Annotated in this window: 12 protein-coding genes; 8 read left to right on the top strand and 4 right to left on the bottom strand. The window is 74.1% G+C overall.

Annotation, left to right across the window (positions count from 1 at the left end):
- Nucleotides 1-43: 43 nt before the first annotated feature.
- Nucleotides 44-1,249, bottom strand: a complete 1,206-nt coding sequence (locus PHK61_RS25620; RefSeq protein ID WP_274283856.1) for an acyl-CoA dehydrogenase family protein — start codon at nt 1,247-1,249, stop codon at nt 44-46.
- Between the two features lie 131 nt (nt 1,250-1,380).
- On the opposite strand from PHK61_RS25620, the gene PHK61_RS25625 reads away from it, so the two are divergent.
- The 4 genes from PHK61_RS25625 to PHK61_RS25640 all read left to right on the top strand — a co-directional run bounded on the left by PHK61_RS25625 (nt 1,381) and on the right by PHK61_RS25640 (nt 4,587).
- Nucleotides 1,381-1,785 (top strand): TOBE domain-containing protein, encoded by a 405-nt coding sequence (locus PHK61_RS25625; protein ID WP_274283857.1) that lies wholly within the window; start codon nt 1,381-1,383, stop codon nt 1,783-1,785.
- Nucleotides 1,782-2,561: a molybdate ABC transporter substrate-binding protein gene (gene modA / locus PHK61_RS25630; protein WP_274283858.1), complete on the top strand. Its 780-nt coding sequence runs from the start codon at nt 1,782-1,784 to the stop codon at nt 2,559-2,561. The genes PHK61_RS25625 and modA overlap by 4 nt, the downstream gene beginning before the upstream one ends.
- Before the next feature lie 41 nt (nt 2,562-2,602).
- Nucleotides 2,603-3,376 carry an ABC transporter permease gene (locus PHK61_RS25635; RefSeq protein ID WP_274283869.1) on the top strand — a complete coding sequence of 258 codons (774 nt, stop codon included), beginning with the start codon at nt 2,603-2,605 and terminating at the stop codon, nt 3,374-3,376.
- 137 nt (nt 3,377-3,513) lie between these two features.
- Nucleotides 3,514-4,587 carry a sulfate/molybdate ABC transporter ATP-binding protein gene (locus PHK61_RS25640; RefSeq protein WP_274283859.1) on the top strand — a complete coding sequence of 358 codons (1,074 nt, stop codon included), beginning with the start codon at nt 3,514-3,516 and terminating at the stop codon, nt 4,585-4,587.
- A 42-nt stretch (nt 4,588-4,629) separates the two neighbouring features.
- Here PHK61_RS25640 and PHK61_RS25645 read toward each other — a convergent pair whose 3' ends face one another.
- Nucleotides 4,630-5,244, bottom strand: a complete 615-nt coding sequence (locus PHK61_RS25645; RefSeq protein WP_274283860.1) for a TetR/AcrR family transcriptional regulator — start codon at nt 5,242-5,244, stop codon at nt 4,630-4,632.
- Between the two features lie 60 nt (nt 5,245-5,304).
- Between PHK61_RS25645 and PHK61_RS25650 the strand changes: the two genes are divergently transcribed.
- Together PHK61_RS25650 and PHK61_RS25655 are read left to right on the top strand one after the other, a co-directional pair.
- Entirely contained in the window at nt 5,305-6,681 is a 1,377-nt protein-coding gene (locus PHK61_RS25650; RefSeq protein ID WP_274283861.1) for an FAD-dependent monooxygenase, read from the top strand.
- A gap of 72 nt (nt 6,682-6,753) precedes the next feature.
- The gene (locus PHK61_RS25655) at nt 6,754-7,866 is read left to right on the top strand and encodes a nitroreductase/quinone reductase family protein (protein ID WP_274283862.1); all 1,113 of its coding nucleotides are present in this window, start codon (nt 6,754-6,756) and stop codon (nt 7,864-7,866) included.
- A gap of 9 nt (nt 7,867-7,875) precedes the next feature.
- Here PHK61_RS25655 and PHK61_RS25660 read toward each other — a convergent pair whose 3' ends face one another.
- Nucleotides 7,876-9,060 (bottom strand): phosphorylase family protein, encoded by a 1,185-nt coding sequence (locus tag PHK61_RS25660; protein ID WP_274283863.1) that lies wholly within the window; start codon nt 9,058-9,060, stop codon nt 7,876-7,878.
- A 116-nt stretch (nt 9,061-9,176) separates the two neighbouring features.
- Between PHK61_RS25660 and PHK61_RS25665 the strand changes: the two genes are divergently transcribed.
- Nucleotides 9,177-10,826, top strand: coding sequence for an AMP-binding protein (locus PHK61_RS25665; RefSeq protein ID WP_274283864.1), 1,650 nt, complete (start codon nt 9,177-9,179; stop codon nt 10,824-10,826).
- Between the two features lie 161 nt (nt 10,827-10,987).
- Entirely contained in the window at nt 10,988-11,374 is a 387-nt protein-coding gene (locus PHK61_RS25670; RefSeq protein ID WP_274283865.1) for a cold-shock protein, read from the top strand.
- A 48-nt stretch (nt 11,375-11,422) separates the two neighbouring features.
- Here the strand turns inward: PHK61_RS25670 and PHK61_RS25675 are convergent.
- Nucleotides 11,423-11,805, bottom strand: a 383-nt coding sequence (locus PHK61_RS25675; RefSeq protein ID WP_274283866.1) for a hypothetical protein, incomplete at its 5' end; no start/stop codon positions are given.

The following is an 11,805-nucleotide window of genomic DNA, read 5'->3' on the forward strand; positions in this document are numbered from 1 at the left end:
GAGCGAACTTCGGGGCTATAGCACCGAAGTCCGCTCACATAGGTCAGCTGTGCGCCTTGAGCTCCTGGCGCGCGACGGAGCGCAGGTGCACCTCGTCCGGGCCGTCGGCGAGACGCAGCGCGCGGGCCCAGGCGTAGGCGTAGGCGAGCGGGAAGTCGTCGGAGACCCCGCCGCCGCCGTGGATCTGGATCGCGCGGTCGATGACGTTGCACGCCATCCGCGGGCAGATGACCTTGATCGCCGCGATCTCGGTGGCGGCGCCCCGGGAGCCCACCTCGTCGATCAGCCAGGCCGTCTTGAGCACCAGCAGGCGGGCCTGCTCGATCTCGATGCGGCTCTCGGCGATCTGCTCGCGCACGACGCCCTGCTCGCCGAGGGTCTTGCCGAAGGCGACGCGCTCGTTGGCGCGGCGCACCATGGCGTCCACCGCGCGCTCGGCCATGCCGATCAGGCGCATGCAGTGGTGGATGCGGCCGGGGCCGAGGCGCGCCTGGGCGATCGCGAAGCCGCCGCCCTCCTCGCCGAGGAGGTTCGACACCGGCACCCGGACCTCGTTGAGCTCGAGCTCGCAGTGCCCGTGCTGGTCCTGGTAGCCGAACACCGGCAGCGGTCGGGTGATCGTCATGCCCGGGGTGTCGCGGGGCACCAGCACCATCGACTGCTGGCGGTGGGTCGGGGCGTCCGGGTCGGTCTTGCCCATGACGATGAAGATCTGGCAGCGCGGGTCGGCGGCCCCTGAGATCCACCACTTGCGCCCGGTGATCACGTACTCGTCGCCGTCGCGGCGGATCGAGGTCGTGATGTTGGTGGCGTCCGACGACGCGACGGCGGGCTCGGTCATCGCGAACGCCGAGCGGATCTCGCCGGAGAGCAGCGGCTCGAACCACTGCGACTTCTGCTCGGAGGTGCCGAACAGGTGCAAGGTCTCCATGTTGCCGGTGTCGGGCGCCTGGCAGTTGATCGCCTCGGGGGCGATGACCGGCGACCAGCCCGAGACCTCCGCGACCGGGGCGTACTCGAGGTTCGACAGGCCCGAGACGTCCGGCAGGAACAGGTTCCACAGCCCGCGCTCGCGGGCCTCGCTCTTGAGCTCCTCGACCACCGGCGGCAGGTCGTGCTCGGCCGGCGTCCCGCGCCGCTCCTCGCGCCAGGCGTCGTAGGCCTTCTCGGCGGGCAGGACCGCCTCGTCGAGGAAGGCGCGCATGCGGTCGGTGTAGTCCTGCGCCGCGGCACTGGGTGCGAAGTCCACCTCCGCACCTTCCCACCGCGCGCCCCGACCGCGCGAGCGAGACCGTCGACGGTCCGCCCGGAGTCCTCGTCGCCGGACTTGCGGTTCACCCAGGCGTGTACAGACGCGTTCACGGCTCTACACTCACCGATGTGACGCACTTCCGGATCGCCGAGGCCGCCCGGCTGCTCGGCGTGAGCGACGACACGGTGCGCCGCTGGACCGACAGCGGCTCCCTGCCCGTCACCGCCGACGCCAGCGGCCGCAAGGTGATCGCCGGGTCGGACCTCGCCGCGTTCGCCCGGGCGCAGGCGCACGCGACCCCCGACCCGTCCGGGGTGGGGCGCTCCGCGCGCAACCGCTTCGTCGGCCTCGTCACCGGGATCACCAGCGACAAGGTCATGTCCCAGGTCGAGATGCAGTGCGGGCCCCATCGCGTGGTCTCGCTCATGAGCACCGAGGCGGTCGAGGAGCTCGGGCTCGAGGTCGGGTCGCTGGCGGTCTCGGTCGTGAAGGCGTCGCACATCATCGTCGAGACCCCCGGAGGCATGGCGTGAGCAGCGCCCGCCGGCTCGTCCTCACGGCGCTGGCCGCCGCCCTCGCCCTCGGCGGGGCCGCCTGTGCTGAGTCATCCGGTGGGGAACAACAGCCCACGCGCACGCTCACCGTCTCCGCGGCCGCCTCGCTGACCGACGTCTACACCGGGCTCGGGTCGCAGTTCGAGCAGGCCAACCCCGGCACGACCGTCGCCTTCAACTTCGGCGGCTCGGACACGCTCGCCCAGCAGGTCGTGCAGGGCGCGCCCGCCGACGTCCTGGCCACCGCGAGCACGCGCACGATGCAGACCGCGCAGCAGGCAGGGCGCATCCAGGGCGAGCCGGTCACCTACGCGTCGAACCGGCTCCAGATCGCGGTGCCGCCGGGCAACCCCCGGGGGATCGTCGACCTGGCGTCGCTGGTCGGACCGCAGGTCACCGAGTCGATCTGCGCGCCGGCCGTGCCCTGCGGGGCGGCGACCGAGGCCGCGGAGCGCGCCGCGGGGGTCACGCTCGACCCGGTCAGCGAGGAGCAGGACGTCCGCTCGGTGCTCCAGCGCGTCCAGACCCGCAACGTCGACGCCGGCCTGGTGTACGTCACCGACGTGACGGCCTCGGACGGTCAGGTCCAGGGCGTCGACTTCCCGCAGGCGACGGCGCAGGGCGCGGCGCAGGACTACCTCGTCGGCGCGGTCGCCGGCAGCCCGAACGCCGACCTCGCCGGCCGCTGGATCCAGTTCGTCACCGGTCCCCAGGGCGACGCGGCCCTGCAGCAGGCCGGTTTCACGCTGACGTGACCCGCGCCCGTCCGGCCCGGGGTGGTCCGGTCTCCCTCGCGCTGCCCTGGCCGGTGTGGGTGCCCGCGGTGGCGGGCTTCGGCCTCATCGCGGTACCGGTCGCCGGGCTGGTCGTCCGCACGAACTGGCCCGACTTCGGCGCGCTCATCACCACCGACGCCGCGCTCGACGCCCTGTGGCTCTCGCTGCAGACCGGCCTGGTGTCCACGGCGCTGTGCCTGCTGCTCGGGACGCCGCTGGCGCTCGTGCTCGCGCGCTCGGACCTGCCGGGCCTGCCGGTGCTGCGCTCGATCGTGCTGCTGCCGCTGGTGCTGCCCCCGGTCGTCGGCGGCCTGACGCTGCTGTTCCTGCTCGGGCGCACCGGGCCGGTCGGGCAGCTGCTCGACGCGTGGTTCGGGATCACGGTCCCGTTCTCCACCGCGGCGGTGGTCATCGCGCAGACCTTCGTCGCCATGCCCTTCCTCGTCGTGAGCCTCGAGGGGGCCCTGCGCACCGCCGGCGAGCGCTACGAGGTCGTCGCGGCGACGCTCGGCGCCTCGCCGCTGACCGCGCTGCGCCGGGTGACGCTGCCCGTGGTGCTGCCCGGGCTCGTGTCGGGCGCGGTGCTCGCGTTCGCCCGCGCGCTGGGCGAGTTCGGGGCGACGATCGCGTTCGCCGGCAACCTGCAGGGCACCACGCAGACCCTGCCGCTGCTGATCTACATCCAGTCGCAGAACGACCTCGACGGCGCGGTGGCGATGTCGCTCGTGCTCGTCGTCGTCGCGGTCCTCGTGATCGTCGCGACCCGCACCCGCGACGTGTCGGGCGTGCGGTGAGACCGCCGATCCGCCGCCGTCCGCGGGCGTTCGACCGTGCCGGCGGTCCCGACCGTCCCGGCGAGGGGCGCCCCTCACCGGCTGTATCGAGCGACGGGGCCCCTCGCTCGGAACGGGACGGCGGCCTGCGGGCGCGCGTGACGACGCGGCGCGGCGGGTTCACGCTCGACGTGGCCGTCGAGGTCGCGCCCGGCGAGGTCGTCGCCGTGCTCGGGCCCAACGGGTCGGGCAAGTCGACGCTGCTCGGCACGCTCGCCGGGCTGTACACGCCCGAGGACGCCCGGGTCGTGCTCGGCGGGCGGACGCTCACCGACACCGCGTCCGGGGTCGCCGTGCCCGCCCACCGGCGCCGGGTCGGGCTGCTCAGCCAGCAGGCGCTGCTCTTCCCGCACCTCACGGCCCGCGACAACGTGGCGTTCGGCCCGCGCTGCGCCGGCCGCGGGCGGCGCGAGGCGCTGGCGGCGGCGCGCGAGCGGCTCGCCGACGTCGGTGTCGCCGAGCTGGAGGGCCGGCGCCCCGCCGAGCTCTCGGGCGGGCAGGCCCAGCGCGTCGCGATCGCCCGCGCCCTGGCCGTCGAGCCCGACCTGCTGCTGCTCGACGAGCCCTTCGCCGCGCTCGACGTGGACGCCGCGCCCGCCGTGCGCTCCGTGCTGCGCCGGGCCGTGCGCCGCCGCGGGCAGACCACACTGCTCGTGACCCACGACGTCGTCGACGCCGTGGTGCTCGCCGACCGGCTGGTGGTGCTCGCCGAGGGCCGGATCGTCGAGCAGGGGCCGACCGCCGAGGTGCTCGCCCGCCCGCGCTCGGCGTTCGCCGCCCGGATCGCCGGGCTCGACCTGGTCACCGGCACGGCCGCGGAGACCGGCCTCACGACTCCGGAGGGGGCCGTGGTGCACGGTCTCGCCTCCGCGGAGGTCGAGGCCGGCGAGCCCGCGGTCGCGGTGTTCCCGCCGAGCGCGGTCTCGGTGCACCGCCACCGTCCGGACGGCAGCCCCCGCAACGTCGTCCCGGTGCGGCTCGCGGCGCTGGAACCGCAGGGCGAGATCGTGCGCCTGCGCGCGGCGGCGGCGCCGGGCGGCCCGCCGTGGGTCGAGGGGATCGCCGCCGACGTCACCCCGGCCGCGGTCGCCGAGCTCGGCGTGGGGCCGGGCGACGACCTCTGGTTCGCCGTCAAGGCGACCGAGGTGGCCGTCCACCCGCGCCGCCGCTGACCCGATGTGAGTGCTTTCGGGGCCTATGGGCCCCGAAAGCACTCACGTACAGAGGCTCCGCTCGGCCGTGAGCACCAGACGGCGGGCGACCTCGTCGGTGGGGAGCCCGCGCCCGGTGTAGAGCGCGTCGAAGGCCTCGAACCCCGCGAGCACCCAGAGCGTGTCGGCGGCCTCGGCCTCGGAGACGTCGTCGCGCAGCACACCCTGCTCGGCGAGACGGTGGGCGAGGTGGAGCATGCCGCCCCACCGGTGATCCTCCATGCGCACGATCGCTCCGCCGACGGAGTCCGGGTCGAGCGCCGACATCGCGAAGAGCACCGCGGCGACGTCGCGCATCGCCGCGAAGATCTCGGTGCCGGCGCGCAGCCCGCCGCGCAGGTGCTCGCGGGCGTCCGGGTGCGCGACCGCCTCGGTGAGGCGCGGGAGCCCCGAGCGCTGCCACAGGTCGTCGGCCAGCGCGTCGAAGAGCCCGGCCCGCGACCCGAACACCAGGTACACCGTCGACCGCGACACCCCCGCGCGGCGCGCCACGTCCTCGAGCCCGACCGCGGCGCCGCGGGTCTCCTTCAGCCGGTCCTCGAGCGCGGTGAGCACGTCCCGGCGCGTCTGTTCGGCGGACACGGCGCGCAACCGTTGCTCGTACTTCCGGGTGGCCACCGGGCCGAACCTAGCAGATTTGGGTTGACACGCTGTATTCAGCTGCACAGTCTGTCTTCCATGAGACACCATGTTCACTGGAAGTACGACGTCCTCGTGGTCGGCGGCGGTGCCGCCGGACTCGCCGCCGCCGTCACGCTGGGCCGGCACGGCATCGACACGCTCGTCGTCGAGAAACGCCCGGCGCCGTCCACCTGGCCACGGGCCACCGTGATCAGCACCCGCGCGATGGAGCACGTGCGTGCGTGGGGCCTCGAGGCGGAGGTCCGTGCCGAGGGGCCCGACGCCGACGTGTGGCTGTGGGAGTGCGCCTCCCTCGCGTCCGCCGACGACGGCCGCGCGGTCGCGGTCGGCTACCCCACGCGCGAGCAGGCGGCCCGGGTCAGTCCCACCGCACCCGCGGTCGTCGCCCAGGACCGGTTCGAGGCGGTGCTGCGCCGCCATCTCACGACGCTGCCCACGGTGCGGGTCGTGTCCGGGGTCGAGATCGCGGACGTGGCGAGCACCGGGGACGGCGTCGTCGCGACCACCGCCGACGGCCGGACCCTGCGCGCCCGCTACCTCGTCGGCGCCGACGGCGCGCACAGCGCGGTCCGGCGGGCGGTCGGGATCGGCGTCCGCGGCGACGAGGAGGGCGTGCTCACCGGGACCCACGCCGTCGTGCGCGCCCCGCTCGCGGAGGTGCTCGGCGAGGTCCGTTTCGGCCTGTACTGGGTCACCGACACCCCGGGGCTCTACCTGCCCGCCGGCGGCGACCGGTGGATCGTCGCGCCGGACGAGGACCTCGAGGACCCCGATGCGATCGTCGCCGGTGTGCGGCGCGGCGCCGGCGACCCGCACCTCGACGTCCGCGTCGAGAGCGTGCGGCGGGTCCGCGCCGCGGCGCACCTGGCCGAGAGCTTCCGCGCCGGCGACGTCTTCCTCGCCGGCGACGCCGTGCACCGCGTCACCCCGCGCGGCGGGACCGGGATGAACACCGCGCTGCAGAGCGGCGTCGACCTCGCCTGGAAGCTCGCCTGGGTGCTGCGCGGCTGGGCCGGCCCGGAGCTGCTCGACACCTACGAGGCCGAACGGCGTCCCGTCGCCGAGCACGTCGTCGCGCGCTCGACCGACCCCGACGGCAGCCGCCGCGACGTCGCCACCGAGCTCGCCGTCGACCTCGGCGCGCGCCTGCCCCACGTCGTGCTGCCCGACGGGAGCTCGACGCTGGACCTGCTCGGCCCCGGCTGGACGGTGCTCGCGGGCCCCCGTGCCGACGCCGCGGGGCTCGCCGTCGTCCGCTCCGGGAGCGCGCCGGTCGCCGTCCACACCCTCGACACCCGGGCCGCCCGCACGCTCGGCCTCGGCGCCGACGGCACCCTGCTCGCCCGTCCCGACGGCGTCCCCGTCGCCCGGTGCTCGGGCGCGGTGGCCACGCCCCGGCCGGCGGCGGCCTGACAGCTTTCGATTGACTGATACTCAATCGAAGTTAGTATCACTCCACCGAATATCCGACGAAGGAGAGCCACCATGAGCGTCACGACCACCCCGTCCGCCCCCGCGTCCCGCCGCCCGGGCGAGCCCGCGCCCGACCTGCTCGACTACCGCGTGGTGCACCGCGCCATGACCCGGGACATGACCCGACTGGCAGCCGTGGCCGAGGAGCTGGTCCGATCCCCGGACCGGCGCCGCCTGCGGCTGCTGCGCCGCCACCTGCGCGGGATGACGTCCGAGATCGTCAACCACCACCGCGTCGAGGACGACGAGGTCTGGCCCCTGCTCGAGGCGATCGCCGGTGACCGCACGGCTCTGGTCGCGCTCACCGAGGACCACGACCGGCTCGATCCGCTGCTCGACCGGGCCGGGACGCTCGCGGCCGCGGACGTGGCGACCCCGGAGCTCGCCGCGACCCTGCGCGAGGTCGCCGACCTCCTCGTGCGCCACGTCGCCGACGAGGAGCGCGACGTCTTCCCGATCATCGCCGAGCGGGTCCGGGTGGAGGACTACCGGCGGCTGCAGGAGCGCTTCCGCGGCACGCTCGGACTGGCCACGCTGACGTTCGTGGTGCCCTGGGTGGTCTCGCACGCCGCCCCGGACGAGCGCCCGGTGCTGCTCGCCGATGCCCCGGCGCCGCTGCGGGCCCTGCTCGCGCTCACCGAGCGCGGCTTCCGCGCCCGCGCCGGTCGCCTGTTCGGCACGCGTCTCACCGGTCGGGACCGCGGGACGGTGCGGCTCATGAAGACGATCACCCCGCTGCAGGTCCGGCTGGTCCGCGCGACCGGGGGCCGGTGGGGTCACCGCTGGATCGCGGGCACGACCGCCGTCGCGCTCACCACGACCGGGCGGCGCACCGGCCGCCCGCGCACCGTGATGCTGCTGGCGCTGCGCGACGGCGACGACCTGCTCGTCGCCGCCTCGCACGGCGGGGTCGACCGCGAACCGCCGTGGTGGCTGAACCTGCAGGCCGAACCGCGCGCCCGCATCGAGCTGCGCGGGGAGCGCTCCGACGTCGTCGCCTCGCGGGTCCCGGACGCCGAGCACGCGGCGGTGTGGTCGCGCTTCGTCGCGGCCTGGCCCGGCTTCGAGGGCTACCAGGCCGGCGTCCGCCGCCGGATCGCGCTGGTGCGCCTGCGACGCATCTAGGGATCCGCCTCAGAGATCGGACGGCCCGCCGAACAGCGGCTCGTCGACGGCGCGGATCTCCTGGCCCGGCAGGCCCTCGGGGTGCTCGCGGCGCACCGTCGCCAGCGCGCTGAGCGCGAGGTCGAGATGGTGGCGCTTGGAGGCCTCGTAGAACTCCTGCGCGCCGGCGGCGAGCTTGGGCGAGCCGTGCAGCGGCTTGTCCGAGACGCACAGCAGCGTCGCGTGGGGCACGCGGTAGCGGAAGCCGTTGGCCGCGATCGTCGCCGACTCCATGTCGACGGCGACGCTGCGGCTCAGGCGCATGGCCCGCAGGGTCGCCTGCTGGTTGAACTCCCAGTCGCGGTTGTCGGTGGTGTGCACCGTGCCCAGGCGGTAGGGCAGCCCGGCCGACTGGAGCGCGTCGAGCAGGAAGGTGTTGAGCCGGTGGTTGGGGATCACCGGGACGTCGAGCGGGAGCACCTCGTCGAGGACGTGGTCGGCGCGCTGGTAGCCCGTGGCCAGCACGAAGTCGCCCTTCTGCTGGTGGTTCCGCAGCCCGCCGCAGTGCCCGATCATGATCATCGTGTCGGGGCGCAGGACCGCGACGTGGTCGGTCGCGGTCTTCGCGTTGGCCGGCCCGACGCCGATGTTCACGAGGCTCACGCCGTCGCCGGCCTCGGTGCGGTGGTGGTAGGCGGGCATCTGGGCGCCCGGCCGGGCGGGGCGCACCGCGTCCGGGAAGCGCTCGAGGAACGCCTCGACGTGCATCGCGTAGTTCGTGAACAGGACGTGGCGCTGGAAGGCCGCGGCCGGCGTACCCGTGTAGTGGCCGATCCGGTCGATCGAGAGCGCCATCCGCTCGGGCGAGAACAGGAAGAGCTTCTTCGAGCGGGAGTCGACGCGGTCCTCGTCGAGGGCGACGAAGAACTCCGGGTCGTCGAACGGCGGCTGCGCCCGTGACCGCCGGGCGGTGATCCGCGCGCCGGCCGTCAGGAGCGAGGCCAGCTCGCGGCACAGGTACCGGCGGATCGCGCCGGCGCGGGCGAACTCGCCGTCGAGGTCCGGGTTGTGCTCCGACCACGGCCGCACGACCTCGAGCCGGCCGTACCAGCCCTCCTCGTCGGCGGCGACGAGGACGTCGACGAGCCGGTCGGTCGCCTTCTCCACGTCGTCCTCGCCCAGGCCGGTGCCGTCCACCTCGACCACGTCACCCATGGTCGACATGGTCCCAGCCCCTGCTCGGGGACGCCGTGGCGGCTCGTCCGGTGACGACGGGGCGATCCACGTGACATCGTGTCGACGACCACAGATGTCCCTCCCGGAGGTCGACCGTGACGGCGCCAGCCCAGCCCCTCGTGCCCAGCTACACGTCCGGGATCTCGGACATCCCGCTGCTCGGGGACACGATCGGCGACAACCTGGACCGCACCGCCGGTGCCCGGCCGGACGCCGAGGCGCTGGTCGACCGCGCGCGCGGCGAGCGCTACACCTGGGCGCAGTTCGTCGCCGAGGTCGACGCGCTCGCGCTGGGCCTGCTCGACCTGGGCGTGGCCGTCGGCGACCGGGTCGGCATCTGGGCGCCGAACTGCGCGCCGTGGACGCTGCTGCAGTACGCGACGGCCAAGATCGGCGCGATCCTCGTCAACATCAACCCCTCGTACCGGACCCACGAGCTCGCGTTCGTGCTCGACCAGGCCGGCATCTCGCTGCTGGTCGCCGCCCGCAGCTTCAAGACCTCGGACTACGCGGCGATGATCGAGGAGGTCCGGCCCGAGCGGGCGGCGCTGCAGCGGGTCGTGATCATCGACTCCGACGAGTGGACCGCGCTGTTCCACCGCGACGGCGACGTGGCCCGCGTGCGCGAGGTGTCCGCGACGCTGACCCCGGACGACCCGATCAACATCCAGTACACGTCGGGCACCACCGGGTTCCCGAAGGGTGCGACGCTCTCGCACCACAACATCCTCAACAACGGCTTCTTCGTCGGGCAGCTCATCGGCTACACCGAGGCCGACCGCGTCTGCATCCCGGTGCCCTTCTACCACTGCTTCGGCATGGTCATGGGCAACCTCGCGTGCACGAGCTCCGGGGCCACGATGGTCATCCCCGCGCCCGGGTTCGACCCGACGCTGACCCTCGATGCCGTCGCCGCCGAGCGGTGCACCTCGCTCTACGGGGTGCCGACGATGTTCATCGCCGAGCTGGGCCTGGAGAACTTCGAGTCCTACGACCTGACCAGCCTGCGCACCGGGATCATGGCCGGCTCGCCGTGCCCGATCGAGGTGATGAAGCAGGTCGTCGAGCGCATGGGCATGTCCGAGGTCGCCATCTCCTACGGCATGACCGAGACCAGCCCGGTGTCCACCCAGACCCGTGTCGACGACTCGCTGGACCGGCGGGTGTCCACCGTGGGCCGCACGATGCCGCACCTCGAGTCGAAGATCGTCGACCCGGAGACCGGCCGGACCGTGCCGCGCGGCACCCCCGGCGAGCTGTGCACCCGCGGCTACTCGGTGATGCTGGGCTACTGGGAGCAGCCCGAGAAGACCGCCGAGGTCATCGACCGCGCCCGCTGGATGCACACCGGCGACCTCGGGGTGATGGACGACGAGGGCTACATCAACATCACCGGCCGGATCAAGGACATGGTCATCCGCGGCGGCGAGAACATCTACCCGCGCGAGATCGAGGAGTTCCTCTACACCCATCCCGACATCGTCGACGCGCAGGTCATCGGGGTCCCGGACGAGCGCTACGGCGAGGAGCTCATGGCGTGGGTGCGGCTGCGCTCCGGCGCCGAGCCGCTGACCCCGGAGGCGCTGCGCGAGTTCGCCACGGGCAGGCTCGCCCACTACAAGATCCCGCGCTACGTGCACGTCGTCGACGACTTCCCGATGACCGTCACCGGCAAGGTCCGCAAGGTCCAGATGCGCGAGGAGGCCGTCGAGCTCCTCGGTCTGGCCCAGAGCCCGACGGCCTGAGCCGGGGCCCTCCGGGGCTGCGCGCGGGCCGGAGACCGGGCGGATCGGCGTCCGCTCGGCGGATTCGGGGTGGCCGCGCGGGGATAAGCTGGACGTCTGCGCTCCGGCATGGTCGCCGGGGCGTTTTGTCGTGACGAGGACGCGAGAACCAGGAGACGACGGTGCCGACCGGCAAGGTCAAGTGGTACGACGCCGAGAAGGGCTTCGGCTTCCTGTCGCAGGAGGGCGGGGCCGACGTCTACGTGCCGAAGGGCGCGCTCCCCCGCGAGGTCGAGACGCTGAAGTCGGGGCAGCGCGTCGAGTTCGGGATCGCCGAGGGGCGGCGCGGCCCGCAGGCGCTGCAGGTCCGCCTGGTCGACCCCCAGCCCTCGCTCTCCGAGGCCGCCCGCCGGTCGCCCGACGAGCTCCACGGCCTCATCGACGACATGATCAAGGTCCTGGAGGCCCGCGTCCAGCCCGAGCTGCGCCGGGGCCGCTACCCCGACCGGCGCCACACCAAGCAGCTCGCCGAGGTCGTCCGCGCCGTGGCCCGCGAGCTCGAGGGCTAGGTATCGCGGCACGCCGCGTCCGGCGGCCGCTCACGAGGCCGCGGGCCCTCAGTTCGCCGGCACCGCCGGGCTGGAGGTGGCCGGCACCGGGGCCGCCGACTCGGCCGTGGCCGGCGCGGTCGGGCTCGTCGCCGGCGCCGCGGTGGCGGGAGCGACGAGCTCGGGCAGCAGCGGCTGGCGCGGGGTGCCCCCGCCGCCGACGCTGGTGGGCGAGTTGTTGTCGACGGCGGCCAGCACCGTCCGCAGGCGCTGGAGGTCGCGGCTCCAGGCGTTCGCCGAGCTGGCGTACACCTCGAAGTCCATGCCGTAGTCGCTGCGGAACTGGGTGCGCATGTTGCCGCCGGGGCCGTTCTCGGCGTTGAGCGCGAAGGACGGCCCGTAGGTGTCGTCGACGACGTAGGCGCCGTAGTTCTGCAGGGTCCAGGCGATCT

Origin of the sequence: Actinomycetospora lutea (genome assembly GCF_028737205.1) — a bacterium.
GTDB classification, from domain to species: Bacteria; Actinomycetota; Actinomycetes; order Mycobacteriales; family Pseudonocardiaceae; genus Actinomycetospora; species Actinomycetospora lutea.

Bases quoted from the DNA above. Each gene is read 5' to 3' on its own strand.
- PHK61_RS25660 (WP_274283863.1), bottom strand. From the start codon at position 9,060: ATGGGTGACGTGGTCGAGGTGGACGGCACCGGCCTGGGCGAGGACGAC.
- PHK61_RS25655 (WP_274283862.1), top strand. From the start codon at position 6,754: ATGAGCGTCACGACCACCCCGTCCGCCCCCGCGTCCCGCCGCCCGGGC.
- PHK61_RS25650 (WP_274283861.1), top strand. From the start codon at position 5,305: ATGAGACACCATGTTCACTGGAAGTACGACGTCCTCGTGGTCGGCGGC.